This is a genomic window from Acinetobacter baumannii (assembly GCF_009759685.1).
Classification (GTDB): domain Bacteria; phylum Pseudomonadota; class Gammaproteobacteria; order Pseudomonadales; family Moraxellaceae; genus Acinetobacter; species Acinetobacter baumannii.
On the sequence record NZ_CP046654.1, the window covers coordinates 1,160,199 to 1,185,816 of the forward strand.

A 25,618-nucleotide genomic window follows, 5' to 3' on the forward strand; every position below is an offset into this window, starting at 1 on the left:
CTTTCAATAGATTGTACGCTAAATTACTTACGTTGCTGATTTTTCAAGTAATCTTGAATACTCATTGGCGAAGAACGCGGTGTTGAACTTGGCGCATTATTCACGTCATTTTCAGCATTTTGGCGTTTATTAATTGCAGGAACGTCATCTTCATCTACAGATTGTGCAGATTGAGTTGATGTATGGCTAACTGTATTACGCTTTCTTGGCTCTGCATCAGCTGCATTACGTGTTAAACCAGTTGCAATCACAGTTACGCGTAATTCATCACGTGCATCTGGGTCAAATACTGTACCGTAGAAGATTTCACCTTCATCGAGGTCAACAATCTGGTTAACAACGTCAGTAATGATTTCTGTTTCACGCAATGTGATGTCATCGCCACCAGTAATGTTAATTAACACGCCTTTCGCATTAATAATGTTTACATTATCAAGCAATGGGCTACGGATAGCTTGTTCAGCTGCTTGACGCGCACGGTCTTCACCACGGCCCAAACCAGCACCCATCATTGCGTAACCACGAGTACTCATTGCAGTTTTCAAGTCCGCGAAGTCAAGGTTAATATGACCACGGTTAACTACAAGGTCAAAAATACTGCGTACAGCGTTTAACAATACGTCATCTGCCTTTTTATAGGCATCTTTCATTGAAATATCACCATAAACGCTTAATAAACGTTGGTTAGGAATAATAATCAATGAATCAACATGAGCTTCCAGCGCTTCAATACCACGCTCAGCAGACTTTTGACGACGACGGCCTTCAAAGTTAAATGGAGTTGTTACAACACCAACAGTCAAAATCCCCATTTCTTTAGCAACTTCGGCAACAACCGGAGCTGCACCAGTACCTGTACCACCACCCATACCAGCGGTTACAAACACCATGTCAGTCCCTTCAAGGTGCTGACGAATAATTTCACGGCTTTCTTCTGCTGCTACCTGGCCTACTTCAGGGTTAGCACCTGCACCTAGACCACGTGTACTTTGCTCACCTAACTGAATTTTGAAAGGGGCATTCATACAGTCAAGTGCTTGTTTATCTGTATTAGCACAAACGAATTTAACACCCTGAATATCAGACTGTACCATGTGCTGAACGGCATTACCGCCACCGCCACCTACACCAAATACAGTGAAACGGGCTTGACCGTTGCCATCGTTTAGTTCATCTTCTATAAATTCAAATGAGGCCATGACCTTTAGGGTTCCTAATACATTATGGCAGTCACTTCAGCCCGTATACTGCCTTGATTTTCAAAAATAACTAATTTTAAGAATGCTGTGCAATACCAACCTTGTCAAGTACAGTGGTTTTCTCTTACAACTTCCTAACAATTCTACCAATAAATACATACATCCTAAAAAATGGCTTTAAGTTTGCTATTAAAAGCATTCCAGCCATTCACCATTCGTTCCCATACCGAACGGTCATTTCCCTCTTCAGGCTCCTCAACAGCTTCTTGTAATTCACTTTGGCTAAACATAAGTAAACCAGCTGCTGTTGCATACATTGAGCGGCGTAATGCAGCTTGATGCTGATCATCAGCATACACCTGTAATGGCGGATTACCTAGATGGGCAGACACACCTAACATACGACGCGCCAAACTTACCATACCTTCAATCTGGCAAGCATCACCAGTCAATACAACACCATGATATAGACCATGGATTGCACCGCTTTGTTCGAGTTCTTCGCGAATCTGGCTGAAAATCTCTTCATAACGAGCAATAATAATTTCCGCTAACTCAATTCGGCTAATCGTTTGCGGACCATCAATACCCTGTACTTGAATCATATGGTCAGGCTTAACAGCACTTAGATCAACGCAGCCATGCAGAATCTTAATACGTTCAGCTTCTTCAGTGGTTGTTTGTAACACGGCAGCAATATCACGTGTCACATGCTCACCACCACGCTGTAAGGTGCGTGCTAAAGCCAAACGGCCATCTAAATAAACTGCCAGATTGGTAATACCTGCACCAATATCGACAAGACAGACACCATATTCTTTTTCATCTTTAAGCAAACTTGCCTCAGCCGTAGCCAAGCAAGAAACCACCATTTTCTCAACTCCAATGTTCGCGCCTTTCATGGCACGATCAAGGTTTTGCATAGTGGCAATCGGCATCATCATAAGCTGATAATGACCAGTCATGCTGTGAGCGGTCATATTGATTGGGTTTTGAACCCATTCAGATGAGTCGCCTAATTCAAATCCTAATGGGACTGCACTCGCTAGATAATAGTCAGAAGTCACATGGCTTGCTTTTGCCAACTCTAATGCACGTACAACTTCATTGGTTGTAATCACATGTGCCGGGTTAGCAACAGGTGTGCGTCCAGAAGCATAGAAACTTTGTAGCTCGGTACTCGGAATAGATACCCACGCACTATGAATGCGACATTCGGCCATATTTTCCGCTTCAGCAACAGCGTTTTTAATCGCAGCAATGACTTTATCGAGACTTACAATTTTTCCTTTGTTCATGCCTCGATTGCGAGCAGTTGCCATACCGATAACCTGAATGTTATCCGGCGCATGAATTTTTCCAATCAAAACTGAAACTTTATGCGTCCCAATGTCAATCGCAACAACTGAGGGAACAGCTTCACTCATCACTCATACCATTTCTTTGTTGTCTAATACCAGGCAAATTGCCTATTTTAAAGCCACGTATTATGGCTTTGCTTTTGTACCACCTGCAATGCTTGTGTCATCACTCGTTACAACAAACTGACCATTCACGATTTTAGGTGGGGTTGCATTCTTCCATTGAATAGATAATCCATTACGATATCGCAAATCAATGGCTGAGATTTTCGTCCACACAGGTTTTAGGTCAGATTGTGCCAAATGACTTAAACGTTGCAATTTATTCATTGTTTGATCTTGGTCAACAATAATTCGTAAACCAGAGTCAAACTGCATAAACCAAGTCATTCGCTCTGTTAGATATAACTCTTTTAAACGCAAATTAACAGGATGGAATAACTGATTAATTTCATTATAGCGTCGCATCATCATTTTAGACTGACTTACCGGACCGTGTAGTAACGGAAGCTCAGGATGAAGCCTCGGCTCTGCTTCACTAAATACATCGCCACCATCGCTCAATAAGCGACCTGTTCCCCAACGGGCGATAGCATGTCGAGGCATAACACGAACGCGAATACCATTGGGCCAAGCACGAGATACGACGACTCGGTCTACCCAAGAAATTTCTAATGCTTTATCACGAATCTGCTCTAAATCAGATGTAAAGTAGTTATCTTTTACAATCGGCTGCACATATCGCATCACTTGCTGAGTCTCAACTGGAGTTGTTGAACCTACAACTTCAAGTTTTGCAACAGTTGCATCAGTAATAACTTTATATAGTCCGTAAATTCCGACCGCCAAGACTAAAAAGGCAATAACCAGCAACACCCATCCGCCAGCATTGGCAAGTTTTTGCTTGCGCGTAGGCGGTTTTTCATGAATGGAGGTAATTGCCGCACGTTTACGGCGCATGGATGCCGGAAGTTGTGCCATATTTAAGCCGTACCTTCCAATGTTTGCTCAAGAATTGCAACACACAATTCATCAAAGCTATAACCTACTGCTTTAGCAGCCTTTGGTACAAGCGAATGACTGGTCATGCCTGGCACAGTATTTACTTCTAAAAGCCAGAAGTTACCTTGCTCATCCTGCATTGCATCAATACGTCCCCAGCCTTCTGCACCTACAGCCTGGAAAGCGCGTAAACATAGAGCTTGTAGTTTTTTCTCTTCAGTTTCGCTAAGACCACAAGGAATGCCATACTCAACATCATTACGTTGATATTTTGCTTCGTAGTCATAGAAAGCAACATCTGCTGGTGGCTGCAAACGAATAACTGGTAAAGGCTGACCATTTAAGAATGAAATCGTAAATTCGCGTCCTGTAATCCATTTTTCTGCCATAACTACAGCATCGTGCTGAGTTGCCTTTTCAATTGCTGCCGCAAAATCTTCAGCTTTCTCAACTTTACTCATGCCTACACTTGAACCTTCATGTACAGGCTTGATAATGACAGGCAACCCCAATTCAGCAATCACTGAATCCAAGTCAGTTTCTTTAGTAATAATGCGATACGGTGCAGTTGGTAAATCACTTCCTTGCCAGATTTGCTTGGTTTTGACTTTATCCATACCAATGGCAGAACCTTGTACACCCGTTCCTGTATAAGGGATGTTCAACCACTCAAGCACACCTTGGATTTGACCGTCTTCGCCACCACGACCATGCAATACAATAAATGCACGATCATAGTTTACAAGTTCAGTTACGCTACGGTCTTGCGGATCAAATGCCTCAGCCTGAACACCTGAACGTAACAAAGCGTCCAAAACTGCCTGACCACTATCTAAAGACACAGCACGCTCAGCCGATTTCCCACCAAGTAACACGGCAACTTTGCCGAATTTTGTAGCATTTGACACGTTTAAATCCTTAACCCGATAATTCAATACTTTTTGTTTATTTCACATACAAATGGTGCTGTGCAAGTTCTACTGAAATTGCTCCCACGTTACCTGCACCTTGCGTTAATAACAAGTCATTTGGTTGTAACACATTTTGCATGATGTTTTGCAAATTACCTTCAACCGGATCAATCAAAATCGGTTCAACCTGACCACGCAAGCGAATACTACGCGCCAAAGTACGGCTATCTGCGCCAACAATTGGTTTTTCCCCAGCCGGATAAACTTCTAGTAATAATAATTGGTCGACTTGAGATAAAACCTCAATAAAGTCATCATAACAATCACGTGTACGAGAGTAACGGTGTGGTTGGAAAAGCATAACTAAACGACGATCAGGATGGCTCTGACGAGCAGCTTTAATCGTAGCTTCCACTTCTTTAGGATGGTGTCCATAGTCATCGACTAATTTTACATTCCCTTCACCAAGTTCAAATTCACCTTGTACTTGGAAGCGACGTCCAACACCACTAAAACCTTTTAATGCACGGCTAATTGCTTCATCTGAAACGCCTTCATCAGTTGCAACACCAATTGCAGCCAAAGCATTTAAAACGTTATGTAAACCCGGTTGATTAATAGTTAGACGTAACGGCTCACGTCCTTTACGTAATACCGTAAAGTGCGAACGCATACCATCTTGCTCTACATCAATCGCACGGATGTCATTATCTTCATTAAAACCATAAGTAATAACCGGACGGCCTACACGTGGCAAAATCTCGCGGATGTTCGCATCATCGCCACAAACCACAGCCAAGCCGTAGAATGGTAAGTTATGAAGGAACTGTACGAAGGTATCTTTTAATTTATCGAAACTGCCTTCATAGGTATCCATATGGTCAGCATCGATATTGGTTACAATCGCTGCCATTGGCTGTAAATAAAGGAAAGATGCGTCCGATTCGTCAGCTTCAGCAACAATAAAGCGGCTTTCACCAAGCGCTGCATTTACACCTGTACTGTTAAGTAAACCACCGATCACATAAGTTGGGTCGAGGTTTTCTTCCGCCAACATTGTCGTCAAAAGACTTGTGGTTGTAGTTTTACCATGTGTACCTGCCACAGCAATACCATGACGGTAACGCATAAGTTCACCGAGCATTTCTGCACGACGTACAATCGGAATACGTTGTTCAATGGCAGCTTTAACTTCCGGATTTTCCGGGTCAATTGCTGTTGACACGACAAGCACATTTGCATTTTTAATATTTTCTGCTTCGTGTCCGATATAGACCTTAATGCCATTTTCTTCTAATTGTTGTGTGGTTTTTGATGCCTTAATATCTGAACCGGAAATTTTATATCCTTGGTTAGCTAACACCTCAGCAATACCACACATACCTGCACCGCCAATTCCCACAAAATGAATGTGTTTGATACGGCGCATTTCAGGCACTTTAATCAGTTTTTTTGCTTGGTTCGCAGCTGTTGTTGGAGACATAGTAAATCCGATTACATTTTTTGGATAAGATCAACCACATGCTGAGTTGCATTTGGTTGGGCATGTTGACGCGCTTTCACTGCCATTTCTGTAAGTAATTGGCGATTCATCAGCGTAGTAAACAATTGATTTAAAACTTCTGGTGTCATAGTCGATTGCTGGCAAATTTTTGCAGCACCGACATCAGCCAGAAATTTGGCATTTGCAGTTTGGTGGTCATCCACCGCAATAGGAAGCGGTACAAAAACTGCTGCAACACCAGCTGTTGCTACTTCTGTCACAGTTAAAGCGCCAGCACGGCAAATAATCAGGTCTGCTTCGCTATAAGCTTTCGCCATATCTTCAATAAACGGCAAAACCTGTACGGTCAAATTTGCTGGCGCATCTGCGTACAAAGCTTGAGTTGCTTCAACCTGTTGCTGACCACATTGATGGAAAATATTCAGTGGAACTTCAAGTTGTTTTAATGCCGGAGGTAAGCGTTCATTCAGTGCTTTTGCACCTAAAGATCCGCCCACAATTAAAATATTTAACGGCTTACCCGCTTGCTCGCGTTCATCATAGCGCCACTTTGGACTTAAGATATCAGTGATTTCACGACGTACCGGATTGCCGGTTGTCACTACTTTTTCGCTAGCAGGAAATGTATTTGGAAACGCTTCACATACCACTTTAGCAACACGGGATAACTGTGCATTGGTAAATCCTGCAACCGCATTTTGCTCGTGGATGAGAACAGGAATACCTAATAAACGCGCTGCTAGCCCACCCGGGCCTGCCACATATCCCCCAAAGCCTGCAACAGCATCCACTTTAAGCTGTTTCATATAGCGCATTGCACTAAAAGTTGCTTTTAAAATTTTAAAAGGTGCAGCAAGTTTACGGATCACTCCGTTTCCACGCACACCTTGAATATCAATTTGATAAATTGGAATATTTTGATCTTTTAATAAACGATTTTCCATACCTGTTGGCGTGGCTAACCATGAAACTTGACAACCTTGTTGTTGAAGTTGTTTGGCTACGGCGAGGGCTGGAAAAACATGTCCACCAGTACCGGCAGCCATCATCATGACATGTTTAGGTTTGCTTTGCTGTGAATCGGTCACGGTCTAATTCTTCAACTCAAAAAACAATGGAAATTGTCATCTATTTTTGTAGCCGTTTATTTTAATCCTAAAGCTTCATTAACGAAAAGCGAATTTCACTCGTTTATAACAGAAAGATGTGCTTTTTTGAAAATATGCCTACAAAGCTATGGTGTATTTGGTATTGTGATTTTATTAATTCATATATTTTCGGGTGATTTCCAATAATAAGCTTAGAAAACCACCCTAACTAGACCCTTATGCTGGACGACCAGCTTCTAATACATCAAATAGATCATCGGCAATTGAAGTACCAAATTGCGCATCAATTTCACGAATACAGGTTGGACTTGTCACATTAATTTCAGTGACATAATTCCCAATTACATCAAGACCTACAAATACCAAACCTTTTTCACGTAAGAAAGGACCAACTTTAGCAGCAATGAGTTTGTCATTTTCTGTGAGTGGACGCGCTTGACCTAAGCCACCAGCTGCTAAATTCCCGCGCACTTCACCATTTTGCGGAATACGTGCCAGACAATAAGGAATAGGCTCGCCATTTACCATTAAAATACGCTTATCCCCTTCTACAATTTCAGGAATGTAGCGCTGAGCCATAATTGGGCGGGTGCCTAATTCTGTAAGCATTTCTAAGGTAGAACCAATATTTACACCGTCTTGGTATAAACGGAAAATACCCATACCACCCATACCATCAAGTGGCTTAACGATCACATCACCGTGCTCGGTAATAAATTCGCGAATCAAGCTCTGCTGCGATGTTACTAGTGTCGGCACCTGTAATTCAGGAAATTGCGTAGCAAACAATTTTTCATTGCAGTCACGCAGTGATTGAGGCTTATTAATAATCCATGAACCTTCACGCTCAGCTTGTTCGAGCACGTAAGTTGTGTAGACAAAGTTCATGTCAAAAGGCGGATCTTTACGCATCAGTACAACATCATAAGCCGCGATTGATTCTTTTTTCTTTTCGCCTAACTCATAATAATGGTTGTAATCTTCGAAAACTTTTAACGGAGAGATGAGACCGTAAGCCTTACCTTGATCGATATATAAATCTTGTTGTAATGCATAACCTAACTCATGTCCACGACGGCTCGCCGCCCACAACATTGCCATGGTTGAATCCTTTTTCAGATTTACGGTTTCAATCGGATCCATGACGACAAGTACACGCATGCTCAAGCTCTTCTTAAAATTTAAATTAGCATGAGTATAGCTGAGATTTTTCACTCGTTTTTCTTAATTTTAGTAAAACCTTATCGGTTATTTCTTTATCTTGAATTAAGGTAAATTCAGTTAAACTATGATCATAAAATATTATTTTTAAAGGCTAAAGATGAAACTTTATCGCTATTTAACCGGACCTGATGACTCTGCTTTTTGTGCACGAGTGACTAAAGCACTTAATCATGGTTGGGAGCTCTATGAAGCACCTACTATGACTTTTAATGGCTCTCAAGTCATTGTAGGCCAAGCGATTTGCAAAACAATTGACGAAAATTATGATCCAGAAATGGATATTTTAGATGTTCTCAAAAATAATGCGTGATTTTAGAGGGGCATTTTTATCAATAAAAAGCCCCCTCTAAAACCTAATTAACAAGAAAAACTAATGAGTCAACTCAATAAGTCCTTTAATTTGCTAATTAACTTCCTAAAAATCAGTTAATAAAAAATAAATATGCCATTTTTTAAGTTAATAGTTCTTTTATTCTAAACAATTAAATGATTATAATTATCATTTATACTTTTATTTTTGTTAATTGATTTTATTTTTATGTTAAGAATTTCTATATCATCTCCCCAAATTAAGGGTTCATTCCCGCTCAGCTTACTCAGTTTAATGATTTTAAATATTCAAGGTGCTAACGCCGAGGAATTGATTGACTCCTCATCAAAAGCCGCAGCCACTATGCCAACCATAAAAATCGAGGCCATGAGTGAGCTCGACCCGATTAAAAGCTATATCGATTATGACAAAGCCAATGTCACTCGTAATGGTTTAGATAAAAAAGATATCCCTCAAACCGTTGATACCATTGATGTTCAGAAATATAAAATTTATGGATCGAATGATTTAAGCGTCATGCTGCAAGGTACACCAGGTGTATCAACCAGTTACGATATGCGTGGTGATGGGATCACGATTCGTGGTTTTGGTGCCGACACAGGCGATATTTACCGTGATGGCATACGTGAAAGCGGGCAAGTACGCCGCAGTACAGCCAATATCGAACGTATAGAAATTTTAAAAGGCCCTGCTTCGGTTTTATATGGCCGTAGTGCTGGCGGCGGGGTTGTAAATATGGTGAGTAAATTCGCCAATTTTGACTCTAAAAGTTCAGTTGGCGCATATGCGGGTTCATACGATAACTACGGAACAACCGCTGACATCAACCAAGTACTTAATGACAATTTAGCAGTGCGTTTGACTGGAGAATATGGCGAGGCAGGCAGCTTCCGCTCTGGTATTGAAAATAAGATTGAGATGTTTTCCCCAAGCTTTACCTATAAGAATGACGATGGAAAGCTGACCTGGACCACACAATATACCTATGACAAATTGAATCGAGTTCCTGACCGTGGGCCAACACGTGACAACTTGCCTGCGGGAACTTCAATTAAAATGGGATTTGCCCAAGACGGCGATTATGTTGATGATATTTTGCAAGTCGTTCGCTCCGATGTGAATTATGAATATGCGCCTGATTGGAACTTCCACTGGGCGGCGAGTTACCGACAAGCAGAACAGAACTTTGACCACTTTTATTTTGGAACTTATTGTGGTTTAGATGGAAAAAACTCAAAGAATGAGGCGTGTACAAAAAAAGGTTACATCGATCAAATTTACTACTGGCAACAAACCAGCAACAAGACCACAACCAATACATTCGATATTAAAGGAAAGTTCAAGACAGGCCAGCTTGAACACCAAATTATGGTCGGTACAGACTGGACTTATGAACAACGAGAACCACGTCTAGCCAATAAAACTCAAAATGGGTCAGCTATTTATGGTTACGTTAATCCAATCACTGGTGAACGAGAGTACAGTCGTGGCAATGGCCCATTAAAGATTAGTCAGCATAACTATAATGAAGGCACAACTTACGGCGTATTTATGCAAGATTTAATTGGTCTAAATGACCAACTTAAACTTATGATGGGACTCCGCTACGATTACTTCGACTTTTCAACTACTAACAAAATTAAGAATGAACATCGTAATGTAAAAGACAGTACTTTTAGCCCAAATGTTGGCTTGGTATGGCAACCAGTTCCTGAACATAGCTTTTATACGTCTTACTCTAAAAGCTTCGCACCGTTTGGTGGACAAATGGGTGTCAACCAAGTTACTGGAAGTACCGATGTCGCGAAAATGGATAAAGAGCCTCAATATAACGAGCAATATGAAGTTGGGGTAAAAAGTGAATGGCTCGATAATCGTTTAAATACTCAATTTTCTGTCTTTGATATCCGTAAAAATAATATTCGCTATAAACCGAACCCTGACAGTGAACCAGAGGTATGGGCAACTGCTGGTCAACATCAATCTCGTGGTCTCGAATTTAGTTTTATTGGCCGTGTACTTGATAATGTCTTTGTTCGCGGTGGGTATGGCTATACCGATGCCAAAGTTAAAGAAGACAATCAAAACCCTGAGCGAGAAGGCAATTATTTAGCCAACACTTCTAAAAATACGGGTAATTTATTTGTTCGCTATTTACCAACTGAACAGTGGTATACCGAAGTGGGCGTGACCTATGTCGGGTCTTATTATCCAAATATTAATAATCAAGTAAAAATGGAAGGCTTCAATCGTGTCGATGCAGCAATTGGCTACAGTGCCGACCCTTGGAATGTCACACTTGCGGTAAATAACCTAACCAATAAAGAGTACTGGCGTTCGGACAGCATGCCAGGCACACCACGTAATGTGTTATTACGTTTGAATTATCAGTTTTAAGTAAATATTAAAAAGGCATACCCTATTTTAGAGGTATGCCTTTTTATTTTTAGATACCGTATTTTTCACGGTAAGCTTGCATGTTTGCTAGCGCTTCTTTTTCGCCTTTCGCTTCTAAATAATCCATTAAATCTTTCATGGTAATCAATGCGTGCACAGGAATTTCTAATTCTTTTTGAACTTCTTGAATTGCAGAAAGTTCACCTTGCCCACGTTCTTGACGATCTAGCGCAACCAACACACCCGCAATAGTTGCACCGGCATTTTTCAAAATCGTTACCACTTCGCGAATCGCTGTGCCTGCGGTAATCACGTCATCAATGATCCAGACTTTTTTACCTTCAACTGCAGCACCGACTAAAACACCGCCTTCACCATGATCTTTCGCTTCTTTACGGTTAAAGCCCCATGGCACACTTTTGTTATGTGTCTGCGACAAAGCAACAGCAGTCGCTGCTACAAACGGAATACCTTTGTAAGCTGGTCCAAAAATCACATCAACATTTTCACATTGTGTTAATTTATCGGCATAGCCTTGTGCTAAAAGAGATAAAGCTTCACCATCGTTGAGTAGGCCTGCATTAAAAAAATAAGGACTCACGCGTCCAGATTTTAAAGTAAACTCACCAAATTTAAGCACACCGCGTGATAATGCGAGTTCGATAAATGCTTGCGGGTGAAATGACACAGGCGTTGTCATGAGGTGCTCCAAATTCACAATTGAGGTTAAATTTTCGCATGATACCAAAGGATCAGTATCCAAGTGATGTAAAAATTCTTCGAGTCGTTTCCATTAACGTAAATGGCTTACGTTCTTCAGTGACGAAAGGCTTACTTGAATGGTTAGAACAATCAGATGCCGATGTCGTATGCATGCAGGAAAGCCGCATTACCCATGAACAATGGACTGAGAAATTTAGACCCGAGGGATGGCATACCCATCTCTTTCCAGCAGAGCGTGCAGGCTACGCAGGTACTGCAATTTATAGCCGCTTACCCTTTGTCTCTATTAAAGATGGTTTAGGGTTTGAATTGGCCGATAGCCAAGGCCGCTTCATTTCTGCCGAATTCGATTTAGGTTTGTCACATCCCGTACATATTGCATCATTATACTTACCTTCAGGCTCAAGTGGTGAAGAAGCGCAAGCACGTAAAGATTTATTTTTAGGTGAATACGCCAAAATCTTGAAACAATGGCGTGATGAGAATAAGTCCATCATTATTTGTGGCGATTACAACATTGTTCATAAACGAATTGATATTAAAAACTGGTCTGGCAACCAAAAGTCTTCTGGCTGTTTACCACATGAGCGTGCTTGGCTTGATCATATTTATGATGAACTTGGCTATGTAGACACCTTCCGTGTTGTAAGAACAGAAGCGGAATTGTATTCATGGTGGTCAAATCGCGGACAAGCGCGTGCGAAAAATGTAGGTTGGCGTATTGACTACCACGCATGTTCACCAGACTGGAAAGCGCGCACTGTAAATGCATGGGTCTATAAAGATCAATGGTTTAGTGACCATGCTCCAGTTATTATCGACTATAAAATTCAAGAATAAGTGAACACATGTTCACTTACATTGTCGTTTTTGCTTACAACACATGTCGCTTTTGAGTATTTTTCTTACACATGTTTAACGGCATTATAGCCCCACGGCACAGGGAAGCAGTCAGGATGACGCAAAAGGATAGGACGCCGTAGGAAGATAAAATAAACTTAAGATAAGTTTATTTGCAAGGATGTGACAATGGACGTTGAAATGAGACCCGCATGATCAGGATGATTAAATGCGGGTTTTCTCTTTTCTATCTCTTATTTTTTGCGCTACGTTCTTTTAGTTTTTAATTTATTCTTATTAAGCTCATTATTACCTTGTCTTATGACAATAACATGACATTCTTTATTGTTTTAATCATTATTTTTCATTTGTTTTAAAAGTATCTGTATAAAGTAGTGCTCAAATGCATTTTGGGTTAGGCTGTGTGTTCTTTCTTTTTGACATGGTCCGATAAAATGTTAAAAATTTATGGTATTAAAAACTGTAACTCGATGAAAAAAGCATTTGATGCTTTACAAGCAAAAGGTTTGAGCTACGAATTTCACGATTATAAAAAACAAGGGATCGATGCTGATACTCTAAAAATCTGGCTAAAAGAAATTGGACAAGATACGGTGCTCAACAAGAAAGGTACTACGTGGAAAAAACTATCTGAAGAAGAACAAACGCGTGCTTTAAGCAGTGAAGATCATCTTATTGAGGCGCTAATTGCTCAGCCAAGCTTAATCAAGCGACCAGTTCTACAGACCTCTAAAGGGTTTCTTGTGGGCTTTGATGAAACGGCCTATCAAAACTTAAGCGCATAAAAAAACGAGCCCAATGGCTCGTTTTTTATTTAGGCTTTTAGTTCGCACGAATCCAAGTTTGGTTACGGCCCAATGCTGAAACGCCAATATAACCACGTAATTTAAGCTTCTTACCGCCCTCAGCCAACTCACCTTTTAATTTGTAAGTTTTGCCAGATTTAGGGTCTAAAATTGTACCGTTTTCATAACTGTTGCCACCTACATTTTTTAGATTATGTACAATGGTCACACCTTTAAGCGGTTTGTTTTTATACGGACCTTCACATTTTGTACAAGCGTTTTCTTCACCTGGTGTCAAAATGTTTTGAATGGTTGCAGTTAAGGTTCCATCCTTCTGTTCCGTAAATTTTACTACGGCTTTGGGCTTATTGGTTTGGTCATCAATCGTTTTCCATACCGTTCCGTTTAGTGGGTCAGCCGCATTGGCAAATGCAGCCATACCAACAAGTCCTAAAGCTAAAGCAATCTTTTTCATTTTTGTAATATCCTTGGGTCTTCCAAGACTTCAGTATTCAAAACTCGCAACGATATTGCAATTTTTGAATGTGACTGTTTCGTGTAACCTTGTAACCTTGAAAAATAAAATTTATAGGGAAACAAGTAATTAACATAAGCGGATACTATATGAATATACCTAATGTTTTAAAATATTATTTCACAGAAACATTTCTTAAAACAGCAATTCGCAAACCAAGTCAGTTGAATTTACCTCCAACTGCTCTGCGCCCTATGCTTGAACAACTTTGCCGAGCCTTTCCAAAACAAAAAAATGTAACCGTTCGACCAATCCGTCTGGCTGGTATTAAGGGTGAAGAAATTAAAGCCCAAGATTCAGCGACCCAGCTTATTTTTCATATTCACGGCGGCGCCTTTTTTTTAGGAAGTTTAAAAACACATCATGCGTTTATGACAGATTTGGCTGCTCGTACCCAAATGCAAATTATTCATGTGGACTATCCACTTGCACCCGAGCATCCATATCCTGAAGCAACTGAGGCCTTATATGACGTCTATCAATCGTTATTAGTTCAAGGTATCCAGCCTAAAGATATTATTTTATCTGGTGACTCTTGTGGAGCTAATTTAGCTTTGGCACTTTGCTTACGTTTAAAAGAACAACCCGAACTTATGCCAAGTGGCCTGATTTTATTGTCACCTTTTCTAGATTTAACCCTAACCAGTGAGTCTTTAAGATTTAACCAAAAACATGATGCCCTACTTTCTCTTGAAGCTCTTCAGATCGGTATTCAACATTATATTGGCAATCATATTGCGGCAGACGACCCGCGTGTTTCACCTATTTTCGACAACTTAGAAGGTTTACCACCAACATTAGTTCAGGTCGGTTCAAAAGAAATTTTATTAGACGATGCCAAACGTTTTAGAGAGAAAGCTGAAGAAGCAGGTGTCAAAGTACACTTTAAACTTTACACAGGCATGTGGCATAACTTCCAAATGTTTAATGCTTGGTTCGAAGAAGCAAAACAGGCGATGGCGGATATTGCTGAGTTTGCTCATGAACTTGATAAGACGTAATCAAAATGAAGAAGTGACAAATTTAAAATTTGTCACTTCTTCTTATTTTTCACAATCCAAATCATGAGGTTTAATTTATGAATCATGGTATGTTTAGGTTATGAATCCTTCAAACTCTCCCTCTTTAGGATGATCTGACGAAGAGACATCTCTATTTAGGAGCTCCTTTATTATTATGAAAATTCGTTTAATCACTCGTCCTATAAATAAAATAAAACAGGTGATTCTCGATTTCATCCATCACAATCACATTATTAACTGGACCCCATTACAAAAAAGCGCACTAATGCTTACCCTCGCCTGCGCAATGAATTTCAGTTGGATTTTATGGAAAGGCTATATTTTAATTACTCCTAGTGTTTGGCAATGGGCAAACCTATCTTTAGTTGAATCACAAATCTGGCTGAATTTACTGACCTTATTTTTATTAGCTGTACTCATTATTCCTTGTTATCGCTACAAAGACCAAGCTTGGGCGCAAAAAATTGTGCCTTTAATTAGTGTACAAGCCTTTATGTTGATGTTGTGCCACGATGGATATTTAATTGGTAGTATCAGCCCTGCCACAATGGTGGGTTACGTAGGCACTATTGGCGTAGGTTTGGTTTTATTTGAAAGAAAAATTGTTTATAGCGCTTTTATACCTGCAACTATTATTCTAGCGGTATGTACATATTTAAGTATGAGCGGTACTGTGCCTTATGCCCCTCTATTTAATTTTAAGGCTATGGAACATGCTCAAACCAATCCATTTTGGCTAGGAAGTATGCTGTTTTTTATTATGCCCATTTTAGTGGCGTGTTTTATTTTATTTGAAATATTGCTAACCCAATGGCGTCAACGAGAAACCTATATTCAACGTTTAAGCCAAATCGACCCGTTAACTAATGTCTTAAATAGACGAAGCTTAAATACCCATCTTGAAGCACTTCATGAGCAACGATTTGATTATGCAGTGATACTTCTTGATATCGATCATTTTAAAAAAATTAATGATATATACGGACATCACCAAGGTGATCAGGTTTTGATTGAAATTGCTCGATGTCTTTCTGAAAACTTACGTAATGAAGATATTATTGGACGTTTTGGTGGAGAAGAATTTATTTTATTACTTCCTCATACCGATATTATTCAAGCAGAAAAAATTGCTGAACGTTGCCGACAAGCTTTACAAGAATTGACTATCTTCAATAATCAAAATATCCAAATTCATGTAAGTGCCAGCTTTGGCATCAGCAGTTCTGCTTTTGCAAATGACCCCTATCTTGTGATTAGACAAGCCGATCAAGCCCTCTATGCGGTAAAGGCCTCTGGGCGTAATCAAGTACGCACTTTTCACCAACTACCTCAGATCAAATCAATTTGAATCTTTAACTTTTGATAAGCTTGCCAGTTGTTGTAAAAGCTCTTGCTGACTAAATGCACCTGTTAAACGTAAAGAACGAATTTCTTGCTGTTGCTTGTTTAAAAAGAGATATGTAGGTGGCCCAAGAATATTCCACTGCTTGAGTAGAGCTTCATGTGATTGATCATAATGGCTCAAATCAAGTTTAATGAGATAGTAAGGTGCAAGAGCCGTCTGAACCTCAGATGCTTTTAAAATACGATGTTCAATAGGCTGACAAGCCACACACCAATCGGCATAGACATCAACAACAATAGCCCGATCAGCAGGAGCTGCTGCTAAAATCTTTTGAAAGTCTGCTGCCGTGGTCGCCACATGCCACTCAGCCATATGCTCAGAATTTTGTAAGCTACGATTTTGAATATGTTGATACTGGTTATAAACCACAAATGGCGTTACCAATAAAAGTAGGAGCGCATAAAGCCACTGTAACTGTCCTTTTTTCCAAAAGAACTGATACAGCGCATAGATAATAAAAGCCAACCCAAGTACAAAACTAAGTGCTTGCATCCCCCAATCTGGTAATAAAGGACGGATGAAATAAAGGCTTAACCCCAACATCAGAAAAGCAAAAATCACTTTAATCTGATGCATCCAGTCGCCCGCTTTAGGTAAGAACTTTGCACCTAAAACACTCGCGATGAGTAAAGGTATTCCCATGCCAAAACCGAGACAGAATAAAAGCAAAGCACCTTGCCATTGGTTCTGGGTTTGAGAAATAAATAATAAAGTTCCAGCCAAAGGCGCAGTCATGCATGGGCCAACCAAGAGCGCAGAAACCACGCCCATAACGCCTGCACCAACTAAAGTGCCGCCTTGTTGCATAGACTGAATACGATCAAGGCGATTTAACCAAGTTTGCGGTAACCGAAGCTCAAAAAGCCCAAACAGATTTAGCGCAAAAATCACAAACAACACACTAAACGCAATAAGAGTAGCAGGCTGTTGTAGCCAGCGTTGGAAATTTAAACCCGCTGAAGAAGCAATCAAGCCTAGACCTGCATAGACCAATGCCATACTACACACAAAAGTAAGTGCAATCGTCCAAGCTTTTAAACCTTTGTGATCTCGGATAATTAATGAAGTTAAAATCGGCAGCATTGGTAAAGAACATGGCGTAAATGCAAGCAGCATGCCTAAACCTAAAAATAATAAAACACCATACCAAAGCGAGTGTTCAATTAACTTTGCTGACCAAACCTGATCTTGGGCAATCTCTGGAGCAGCTCCTTCTGCTTGAGTAGCTGAACTCTGATTCTCTAAAGACTCCGTAGAGCTTGATGCTTGGGTATTTGCCAAATCTAATAAGCGTTTTGGTGCTGCACTAGCCTGATTTTGCAGACCGACCAGACCATCTGCGTCAGTTTGAAACTCAATAGTTTGTGGAGGATAACAAATACGGTCTTTGGCACAGCCTTGCCAAGTTACAGTGTAGTGCTCTGAAGGCTTGGTTTTAATCTGGAAGTTGACTTGATGGTAATAAACTTGGCTTTGGCCATAGTTCTCATCATATTGAGAAACCGCTTTAGGCAATTTTAAAGTTAAAGGCTGATTGCCCTGTTGTACGGTAAATTTATGTTGATATAAATAATAATTCGGCTGAATCTGCCACGATAACTTTGCGGTATGCGATTGTGGCGATTCAACCGAAAATGAAAAAGCCTGTTCGGGTGACAATAACTTATCTTCTGCAAAGACAAACTGACTCAATACAAAAGTAGCGGCTACTAGAAAATAAATAATTCCCTGAGAAATAAGCTTTTTCATCAATAATAATGAGTTCAAGTTAGTCTGATCAGAATAAGAATGCCATGCCTAAGCCACCTTTGTAGCTCTTATCTTGACCTTCTAAGTCCACACCAATATTTGCATCAAGTTGAGTGCGGTTATTTACTGCGTAAACTAAACCTGTTCCTAAACCATATTGGTAGTCTTGGCTTTCAGCTTTACGATAAACAAATTCAGAATATCCTGAGAGTTTGCCCGCAATCTTATAATTGATAGTTGGAATTGCAGTCACTGCCCAGTTACTGTTTTGTACTTCATAACGCATGGTAATAGAAGTATCCAACAAATCATTATATTTATAAGCTACTGCTGAACTTAAACTATATATATCGTCATGGGCAGTAAACTCATCATTACCTGTTGCAATAACAGCTTCAGCCAATACAGCCATTGTTAAATTTTCATCATTTAAATCAATCGCTTTTTTTAAGCCGATGCTTACATCGCCAAAACCTGAGTTATCCGTTTTTTTACCAGCACGTTTAGTTTGAGTCCATGCCGGACCTTGCCAGCCTAATTGCAATTCCAAACCATCAGCTAAACCTGTACGGAATAACATATCCTCATTTACAGTAACTGTTTTTTCTTTAACGCCATCAACAGTTGTCTCTGTATAGGTTGCACTTGGTAAGCCTTGTTCCCATGCTAATTTACCAACTGGCGTAATGCCTGTTCCAAAGCCTGAACCCGGACGATCAAACGAGAACTCTGCGGCAAAAGTACTTCCTGCAGCAACAGCGGTCAGAGCAAAAGTTAAAATTTGAAATGTTCTCATTCTATTATCCAATCAAGTAGTTAATTCTTTTGACATTTTTGCTCCGTGACGGCGCAATAACTCTAGTGTTTCACGCTCTTCTTGAAGCGCTTCTGACCAATCTATTTCATCAAAATCACAATCAAAGAACAACTGACTGATTGAAGATAAAATGGTGAGTCCTTCTTCATCACGTGTGTTTGGATCAACTTTTTCATCTAGCAAGCGCTGAACTGCTGGTGCACATGCCGAACTTGCTGCATCCCATAGTGGACCATAAAACTCTTCTGCATCCCAAAGATGAACATTTGCCTTTGCCTGAATGAGGGCTTCAAGAATATCGAGATAAACTTGCAGGGCTTGCTGTTTTTCTTCTTGTGATAATGGAGTCCCCGCTTCATACGCTTCAGAGACGTCTTCCCACCATTTAAAAATTCCATCACAAATAATGGACACTGGCGGTCCTTGTTCCGGATCAATGAAATTCGGATCAAGACCCTCAGCAAGTAATTTTTGTACTTGCGCGAGTTCTAATTCTTCTATGGCTTTAATTAAAGCCTGCTGTTGGGTGGTTAACATGACCATCTCTCAAAAATATATTAGCGCTATTATGCCTAATCTCTACTGAAGATTTTAGAGGTCAACGCTATTGCATTGCAAACCTAAAGTTGTGAAGAGTTTTTATTGGTCTTTTTACGTCTTCATAAAAAAAGCCCCGAAGGGCTTTTTAGTGTTTTTTAAACTTCATCATCAATGAATTCTGGTTGACCACCTCTCGGGTGTTCTTTTTTCTCAAAGGTATGTTCAAGGCTACGTTTTAGCTTTTCAATCGCGCCATGAATTGAAGCGTCAATATTTCCTGCTTTATGGTGCACTGCAACTGGTTTTAAGCCAGAAGGACGTGCTTCGATCATACAGTGGATATCTTTGTCTCCACCTTTATCCCCATTTTCATCACTAAAATGAACCGAGAAATGTGTAATACGTTCGCTATGACGTTGGAATTCTTGAGTAAGTTCTGCACGTACATAAGTAATTAAACGTTCACTATTATGGATGTTTTTATCTGTGCGGATTTCAATATTCATAAATACCATCCTCTCTTTCTTACTGTGGATCTTTTCTATGCAAAACTTTTTTATGTTGGCATGTTTTAAGCATGCATGAACTGACTTCAATTGTACATTTTGATGGTGTAATGGTTTGTTATCTCCTGACTTAAACGTACTGCTTTTAATTTATTTTGAAGATCTTCATACCTTCAATATCAGTCCATCTATAAAAATATGCAAGCTGATTTTTTAAATTTTTATGAAAAATTGAACAAAAGGAGAGCAATTGTGTCCGAATCTTATCTATCTGGAGTAGAACTTATTGAGCAGATTCAAAAGTCTCCTTATTCACGTGATTTAATCGGTTATCACGGACAGCCTCCAGAGGTGAAATGGCCTAATAATGCTAAGGTTGCCGTGCAATTTGTGCTGAATTATGAAGAAGGTGGCGAAAAACATATTGAACACGGCGACGAAGGTTCAGAGCAGTTTTTATCCGAGATTATTGGCGCTGCAAGTTACCCAGCCAAACATATGTCGATGGACTCTATGTACGAATATGGTTCACGTGCTGGTTTTTGGCGCATTCATAATGAGTTTCAACGGCGCAAGCTCCCCATGACCATTTTTGGAGTAGCAATGGCGCTTGTTCGTAACCCTTATATTGTAGAGGCAATTAAACAGGCCGATTACGATGTGGTTTCTCATGGCTACCGCTGGCTTCATTATCAAGAAACAGATCTTGAAGTCGAAAAACAGCATATGGAGCAAGCCTTATCTGTTTTAGAAAACTTGTTTGGAAATAAAACTATAGGTTGGTACACCGGACGTGATAGCCCCAATACGCGTCAGTTGCTTGCAGAGTTCCCACAAATTCAATACGACTCTGATTACTATGGTGATGACCTGCCTTTTTGGACCACACTTACCGATACGGCGGGTGCATCACGACCTCATCTGATTATTCCTTATACTTTAGAATGTAACGACATGAAGTTCTGCTCCCCAGGTGGATTTAATAGCTCAGAACAGTTTTTTCAATATTTAAAAGATAGTTTTGATGTGCTGTATGCCGAGGGAGAAACTGCACCAAAAATGATGTCTATTGGAATGCACTGCCGTATTTTAGGGCGTCCGGGTCGTTTTAAAGCATTACAAAGATTCCTAGACTATATTGAAATGCATGATCGTGTTTGGGTATGTCGCCGTCAGGATATTGCAGAATATTGGTATAAAAATCACATAAATCAATAATTGATTATTAATTTTCCAAATTCTTAAGCAAATCTCACATCACTCTTGGCACTGTTATTGCTAAAACTCTATATCACGACAACGAGTTTAGGAATAACAGTGTTTTTAGCCGAGTTTAATCAAGCCCCGCCCGACCAACTCAAGACTCTGTTAAACAACTGCGTCCATATTCCTGTATGGGCCGAAAAAATTATTTCAGAACGTCCCTACTCATCAACATCAGTACTTTTAGGGTATGCAGAACAATTAAGCCACACATGGTCATGGCAAGAGATTCAGGCCGCATTAGCCACCCATCCAAAAATTGGTGAAAGACAGGCAAAAAAACAGCTCAATGCAAAAGAGCAAAATTTTTCAGCCCAAGAACAAGCTGGCATTTCCTTAGATGAACAAACACAACAAGCCCTGCTGCAAGGTAATATCGAGTATGAGCAGAAGTTTGGTTTTATTTTTCTAATTAAAGCCGCAGGCCTCAGTAGCGACGAGATTTTAAAAAAACTCCATCAACGTCTTCAAAACAACTTAGCTATTGAAAAAACAATTGTACATGAGCAACTCGCTGCAATTGCTCTATTACGTCTATCTCAGGAAGTACAAGCATGATCAGCACTCATATTTTAGATACGAATTTAGGTAAACCAGCTGCACAGGTCGAAGTAAAGTTGTTTTATGCAGCCACTCATGAACTGATAGCGACTGCAATTACCAACCAAGATGGGCGAGTGAGTGATTTTGGAATAAAAAACTTAGGTAAAGGTGCTTATCAACTTGAATTTGAAGTTGCCCCTTATTTTTCATCACAGCAAATCAAAACCTTTTTTCCCCGTGTTTGTATTCAATTTTTCATAGAAGACACCAATCAGCATTACCACATTCCATTACTGATCAGCCCGTTTGCTTATTCCACTTATCGCGGCAGCTAACTCAAATATAAATAGGAGAAAAATATGAATCATCAGCAAAAGAATGCGATTTCTCCAGAGCATGAATATTTAGGAATTTCCAAAAGTTTTGCTTACGGCTTACAGCATGTACTCACCATGTATGGGGGCATTGTAGCCCCGCCGCTGATTATTGGAACAGCAGCTGGCTTAAGCGCAGCACAAGTCGGAATGCTCATTGCAGCGGCCCTATTTGTAGGCGGGTTGGCAACTCTCATACAAACCATCGGAACCAAATATCTAGGGGCAAAATTACCTCTGGTGCAAGGTGTGTCTTTTGCTGGTGTGGCAACCATGGTTGCTATTATCACTACAGGCGGTGGTTTACCTGCTGTCTACGGCGCGGTTATTGCAGCCTCTTTAATTGGACTATGCCTTGCGCCTTACTTTTCAAAAATTATTCGGTTTTTCCCACCTGTTGTGACGGGATGCGTTATCACGATTATTGGTCTTTCTTTGTTGCCTGTTGCGATTCGCTGGATGATGGGTGGCAACAACAAAGCACCTGATTGGGGTAGCGTCGAGAATATCTCTTTAGCTTTGCTGACCTTAGGCATTGTGATTATTCTAAATATGCTGCCACAGGCAAGTATTCGCCGTTTATCAATTTTGTTGGCTATTGTTGCTGGTACTACCCTTGCCTACTTTATGGGTTTTGGAGATTTTAGTCAGGTGAGCTCAGGCGCATGGCTGCAATTTCCGCACTTATTTGCATTTGGTTTACCAACTTTCGAGCTAAGTGCAATTTTATCGATGCTAATCGTTACTTTGGTGATTATGACGGAAACTACAGCCGATATTATTGCTGTCGGAGATATTGTAGGAACTGAAGTCGATTCAAAACGTATCGCCAACGGCGTACGTGCAGATATGTTTTCAAGTGCGATAGCTCCTATCTTTGGTTCATTCATGCAAAGTGCTTTTGCCCAAAATGTTGGACTGGTGGCAATTACAGGTATCAAAAGCCGCTTTGTCGTGGCAGCAGGCGGAGTCATTCTGATTATTTTAGGTCTATTACCTGTTATGGGCCGCCTTATTGCGGCAATTCCTATGCCAGTACTTGGTGGTGCGGGTTTGGTCTTATTTGGTTCGGTTGCAGCGAGTGGTATTCGCACTTTGGCAAAAATTGATTATAACGATCAGAAAAATTTGATTATTGTGGCAACTGCTTTATCAGCTGGGATGATTCCAATTATTAACCATGAATTTTATGCTCATTTCCCAGTTTGGGTACAAACTTTGTTCCATTCGGGTATTAGTTCGACTTGTATCTTTGCTATCTTATTGAATTTGTTATTTAATCACTTACCTTCATTTCGCAGCTCGCGTACCCCTCATTTAAGCCAAACAATAAACACACGAAATACACATTAATGAGTTAGTTTTTTAGCGCCCCACTTCGGTGGGCTTTTTTTTAACCGTTGATCAAATTTGGCTTCATTTTTGCTTAAGACCCTGTATCCTTAGCGTGCTTTATTTGGGGGGAGATCATTTAAATGCAATTAAAGCAACTTGCGGCGACTTGTGCCTTGTTATCTGCAACTGCCATGGTTCAGGCAAAACCAATCTGGCAAGATTTTAGCGTGACTGGACTTTATGGTGAAAACTATGAAGTCGTAGATGACAAAGAAACTACGATTACTTTGGAATATGCAGCAAAAGTTAAATATGCTGATGTATTTTTCTTTATGGACCGCATGCGTGGCGAAAATGACCATAAGAGTACTTATTTTGAGTTATCACCACGTTTAAGCTTAGGCGAAGTGTCTGGCAAAAAACTGGCGTACGGCCCAATTAAAGATGTACTCATTAGTACCACTTGGGAAAGTAATAGCGAAAACGGCAATAACTTTGACAACTTCTTGTATGGTTTTGCAGTTGATTTAGATATCCCATATTTCCAATATGCGAATTTAAACTTCTACCGTGCGAATAATGAGAAAACTGACGACGATTATCAAATGACATTCGTTTACGGCATCCCATTAAAATTAGGATCTGAAGATTTCTTGGTAGATGGTTTCCTTGACTGGTCAACCGCTGAAGATGACCATGCAAGCGAGTTGAACTGGACCACTCAATGGAAATGGAATGTAGGTAAACACATTTCTCCTGATACACGTCTATACCTCGGTATCGAGCACTCTGTGTGGAATAACAAATTTGGTATTAAAGGGGCCGACGAAAATAACGTCAGTGCTTTGGTTAAATACCACTTCTAAAATTTTTATTTAGAAGATAAAACAGCAAGGAAAACTCCTTGCTGTTTTTGTTTTTAATCAAGTGGATTACCCACAATATTACTAATAATTCCCTGCATAATATGTCCGCCTTGTTCACGGCGTAGTTCCGCATACCATGCCTGCGTGACCGTTTCATCTTTCATATGCGTTACGTCACAGCGTTTGCGCGCACGAAGCACCAATTCATTGGCACGTTCATTACGCTTGTTTTGATAGCGGCGTAAAGCATCCTCTAGTCCCAAAGTGTTAATTTGCAAAGACCGCGCTAAATAAATCGCGTCTTCCATAGCTTGGCAACCGCCTTGCCCAATATCAGGTGTCGTGCTATGTGCAGCATCACCTAAAATCACCACACGACCTTTATAAAACTGTGTGAACGGTTCAATATCATGGATTTCTACCCGATTGGTTTTTTGCGGGTCTAAGCGCTCAATAAGCTGCTGCACTGGTTGACACCAATCAGCAAAATATTGTTTTAAAAGTTTTTTATATTCATCCCGATTATTCTCTAACCCTGCTGGTAAAGGTACATCTAAAAAGAAATAAAAACGTCCATCCGCAACTGGCATCAGAGACGCGCGCTTGCCCTCTCCTACATAAGTCGTCCATTGCTGAGCTGGTGCTAAATCTTCGGATATTTCAACCAGACCATTCCAGTTCACATAACCTGCATAGCGACGTTGTACCTGCTGACCTAACACATAGGCCCGAGTCATTGAATGCGTACCATCTGCCCCTATGAGTAAATCAGCCTGTGTTGAGCTACCATCAGCAAAATGAACCTCTACAAAATCAGTTTTATCTTCAAGGCTGACCATTTTTTTGCCTAAATAAATCTGATCCCGACCAAACTCATCCATTAACATATTTTGTAAATCGGCACGTGCAACCGGATAAGGGCGTTGTCCTACTTCTTCAATTAATGGTCGTAAACTGAATTGTGTCATCACATCTCCAGTTAAACCATCTACATAGGCCAAGTCATCCATTTGTCCACCAAGTTTGGCGATTTTGTCAGTTAATCCCAGATAGTTCAGACATTTCACCCCATTCGACCACAGCGAAATTGCGGCGCCGACCGGAAGAATCTTTTCAGTTTGCTCAAAAATACGAACTTGGTGACCAAATTTCTTTAATGCAATGCCTGTGGTTAGACCTCCCATTCCCGCACCAATAATCACCACATTCATAACACGCTCCTATAGATATTCACCTATAGGGTGCTTATGCTAAAA

Annotated in this window: 25 protein-coding genes; 11 read left to right on the plus strand and 14 right to left on the minus strand. The window is 40.3% G+C overall.

Annotated elements, in window-relative coordinates; genetic code table 11:
- Window positions 1–23: 23 nt before the first annotated feature.
- The 7 genes from ftsZ to gshB all read right to left on the minus strand — a co-directional run bounded on the left by ftsZ (window position 24) and on the right by gshB (window position 8,247).
- Window positions 24–1,199, minus strand: coding sequence for a cell division protein FtsZ (gene ftsZ / locus GO593_RS05485; protein WP_000135734.1), 1,176 nt, complete (start codon window positions 1,197–1,199; stop codon window positions 24–26).
- A 164-nt stretch (window positions 1,200–1,363) separates the two neighbouring features.
- Window positions 1,364–2,626, minus strand: a complete 1,263-nt coding sequence (ftsA, locus tag GO593_RS05490) for a cell division protein FtsA (protein WP_001287630.1) — start codon at window positions 2,624–2,626, stop codon at window positions 1,364–1,366.
- A 60-nt stretch (window positions 2,627–2,686) separates the two neighbouring features.
- On the minus strand, window positions 2,687–3,541 hold the full coding sequence (locus GO593_RS05495) for a cell division protein FtsQ/DivIB (RefSeq protein WP_000057904.1): 855 nt from the start codon (window positions 3,539–3,541) through the stop codon (window positions 2,687–2,689).
- Between the two features lie 2 nt (window positions 3,542–3,543).
- On the minus strand, window positions 3,544–4,470 hold the full coding sequence (locus GO593_RS05500; protein ID WP_000063661.1) for a D-alanine--D-alanine ligase: 927 nt from the start codon (window positions 4,468–4,470) through the stop codon (window positions 3,544–3,546).
- A 37-nt stretch (window positions 4,471–4,507) separates the two neighbouring features.
- Complete coding sequence (murC, locus tag GO593_RS05505; protein ID WP_000075473.1) at window positions 4,508–5,956, minus strand: UDP-N-acetylmuramate--L-alanine ligase; 1,449 nt, start codon at window positions 5,954–5,956, stop codon at window positions 4,508–4,510.
- Window positions 5,957–5,967: 11 nt separating this feature from the next.
- Window positions 5,968–7,065, minus strand: coding sequence for an undecaprenyldiphospho-muramoylpentapeptide beta-N-acetylglucosaminyltransferase (gene murG, locus GO593_RS05510; protein ID WP_000132435.1), 1,098 nt, complete (start codon window positions 7,063–7,065; stop codon window positions 5,968–5,970).
- A 237-nt stretch (window positions 7,066–7,302) separates the two neighbouring features.
- Window positions 7,303–8,247: a glutathione synthase gene (gene gshB / locus GO593_RS05515; RefSeq protein WP_001265491.1), complete on the minus strand. Its 945-nt coding sequence runs from the start codon at window positions 8,245–8,247 to the stop codon at window positions 7,303–7,305.
- A gap of 160 nt (window positions 8,248–8,407) precedes the next feature.
- Between gshB and GO593_RS05520 the strand changes: the two genes are divergently transcribed.
- Together GO593_RS05520 and GO593_RS05525 are read left to right on the plus strand one after the other, a co-directional pair.
- Window positions 8,408–8,620, plus strand: coding sequence for a DUF1737 domain-containing protein (locus GO593_RS05520; RefSeq protein WP_000781166.1), 213 nt, complete (start codon window positions 8,408–8,410; stop codon window positions 8,618–8,620).
- A 228-nt stretch (window positions 8,621–8,848) separates the two neighbouring features.
- On the plus strand, window positions 8,849–11,038 hold the full coding sequence (locus GO593_RS05525) for a TonB-dependent receptor (RefSeq protein ID WP_005143404.1): 2,190 nt from the start codon (window positions 8,849–8,851) through the stop codon (window positions 11,036–11,038).
- A 49-nt stretch (window positions 11,039–11,087) separates the two neighbouring features.
- Here GO593_RS05525 and pyrE read toward each other — a convergent pair whose 3' ends face one another.
- The gene (gene pyrE, locus GO593_RS05530; RefSeq protein WP_000211303.1) at window positions 11,088–11,738 is read right to left on the minus strand and encodes an orotate phosphoribosyltransferase; all 651 of its coding nucleotides are present in this window, start codon (window positions 11,736–11,738) and stop codon (window positions 11,088–11,090) included.
- Between the two features lie 38 nt (window positions 11,739–11,776).
- On the opposite strand from pyrE, the gene GO593_RS05535 reads away from it, so the two are divergent.
- The gene (locus GO593_RS05535) at window positions 11,777–12,601 is read left to right on the plus strand and encodes an exodeoxyribonuclease III (protein WP_000612365.1); all 825 of its coding nucleotides are present in this window, start codon (window positions 11,777–11,779) and stop codon (window positions 12,599–12,601) included.
- A gap of 455 nt (window positions 12,602–13,056) precedes the next feature.
- Window positions 13,057–13,407: an arsenate reductase gene (locus GO593_RS05540; RefSeq protein WP_000913165.1), complete on the plus strand. Its 351-nt coding sequence runs from the start codon at window positions 13,057–13,059 to the stop codon at window positions 13,405–13,407.
- A gap of 37 nt (window positions 13,408–13,444) precedes the next feature.
- On the opposite strand, the gene GO593_RS05545 is transcribed toward GO593_RS05540, so the two are convergent.
- Window positions 13,445–13,882 carry a DUF2147 domain-containing protein gene (locus GO593_RS05545; protein WP_000717015.1) on the minus strand — a complete coding sequence of 146 codons (438 nt, stop codon included), beginning with the start codon at window positions 13,880–13,882 and terminating at the stop codon, window positions 13,445–13,447.
- A gap of 149 nt (window positions 13,883–14,031) precedes the next feature.
- Here GO593_RS05545 and GO593_RS05550 point away from each other — a divergent pair, with 149 nt between their 5' ends.
- Together GO593_RS05550 and GO593_RS05555 are read left to right on the plus strand one after the other, a co-directional pair.
- Window positions 14,032–14,943 carry an alpha/beta hydrolase gene (locus GO593_RS05550; RefSeq protein WP_001025107.1) on the plus strand — a complete coding sequence of 304 codons (912 nt, stop codon included), beginning with the start codon at window positions 14,032–14,034 and terminating at the stop codon, window positions 14,941–14,943.
- Window positions 14,944–15,118: 175 nt separating this feature from the next.
- Window positions 15,119–16,312, plus strand: coding sequence for a GGDEF domain-containing protein (locus tag GO593_RS05555; RefSeq protein WP_000702287.1), 1,194 nt, complete (start codon window positions 15,119–15,121; stop codon window positions 16,310–16,312).
- On the opposite strand, the gene dsbD is transcribed toward GO593_RS05555, so the two are convergent.
- The 4 genes from dsbD to GO593_RS05575 form a co-directional block, all read right to left on the minus strand.
- Window positions 16,304–18,118 (minus strand): protein-disulfide reductase DsbD, encoded by a 1,815-nt coding sequence (gene dsbD, locus GO593_RS05560; RefSeq protein WP_000733817.1) that lies wholly within the window; start codon window positions 18,116–18,118, stop codon window positions 16,304–16,306. The genes GO593_RS05555 and dsbD overlap by 9 nt on opposite strands.
- 28 nt (window positions 18,119–18,146) lie before the next feature.
- Window positions 18,147–18,914, minus strand: a complete 768-nt coding sequence (locus GO593_RS05565) for a transporter (RefSeq protein WP_001258758.1) — start codon at window positions 18,912–18,914, stop codon at window positions 18,147–18,149.
- A 12-nt stretch (window positions 18,915–18,926) separates the two neighbouring features.
- Window positions 18,927–19,472, minus strand: a complete 546-nt coding sequence (locus GO593_RS05570) for an ankyrin repeat domain-containing protein (RefSeq protein ID WP_000958427.1) — start codon at window positions 19,470–19,472, stop codon at window positions 18,927–18,929.
- Between the two features lie 158 nt (window positions 19,473–19,630).
- Window positions 19,631–19,981 (minus strand): HPF/RaiA family ribosome-associated protein, encoded by a 351-nt coding sequence (locus tag GO593_RS05575; RefSeq protein ID WP_001019316.1) that lies wholly within the window; start codon window positions 19,979–19,981, stop codon window positions 19,631–19,633.
- 252 nt (window positions 19,982–20,233) lie between these two features.
- Here GO593_RS05575 and puuE point away from each other — a divergent pair, with 252 nt between their 5' ends.
- The 5 genes from puuE to GO593_RS05600 all read left to right on the plus strand — a co-directional run bounded on the left by puuE (window position 20,234) and on the right by GO593_RS05600 (window position 24,362).
- Window positions 20,234–21,199: an allantoinase PuuE gene (gene puuE / locus GO593_RS05580; RefSeq protein ID WP_000004726.1), complete on the plus strand. Its 966-nt coding sequence runs from the start codon at window positions 20,234–20,236 to the stop codon at window positions 21,197–21,199.
- A 99-nt stretch (window positions 21,200–21,298) separates the two neighbouring features.
- Window positions 21,299–21,802: a 2-oxo-4-hydroxy-4-carboxy-5-ureidoimidazoline decarboxylase gene (uraD, locus tag GO593_RS05585; protein ID WP_000477669.1), complete on the plus strand. Its 504-nt coding sequence runs from the start codon at window positions 21,299–21,301 to the stop codon at window positions 21,800–21,802.
- Window positions 21,799–22,122 (plus strand): hydroxyisourate hydrolase, encoded by a 324-nt coding sequence (uraH, locus tag GO593_RS05590; protein ID WP_000626024.1) that lies wholly within the window; start codon window positions 21,799–21,801, stop codon window positions 22,120–22,122. The genes uraD and uraH overlap by 4 nt, the downstream gene beginning before the upstream one ends.
- Before the next feature lie 24 nt (window positions 22,123–22,146).
- Window positions 22,147–23,514 (plus strand): nucleobase:cation symporter-2 family protein, encoded by a 1,368-nt coding sequence (locus GO593_RS05595; RefSeq protein WP_001016455.1) that lies wholly within the window; start codon window positions 22,147–22,149, stop codon window positions 23,512–23,514.
- Window positions 23,515–23,636: 122 nt separating this feature from the next.
- The gene (locus GO593_RS05600; RefSeq protein ID WP_001176275.1) at window positions 23,637–24,362 is read left to right on the plus strand and encodes an outer membrane protein OmpK; all 726 of its coding nucleotides are present in this window, start codon (window positions 23,637–23,639) and stop codon (window positions 24,360–24,362) included.
- 53 nt (window positions 24,363–24,415) lie between these two features.
- Here GO593_RS05600 and hpxO read toward each other — a convergent pair whose 3' ends face one another.
- On the minus strand, window positions 24,416–25,573 hold the full coding sequence (gene hpxO, locus GO593_RS05605; protein WP_001103529.1) for an FAD-dependent urate hydroxylase HpxO: 1,158 nt from the start codon (window positions 25,571–25,573) through the stop codon (window positions 24,416–24,418).
- Window positions 25,574–25,618 lie beyond the last annotated feature (45 nt).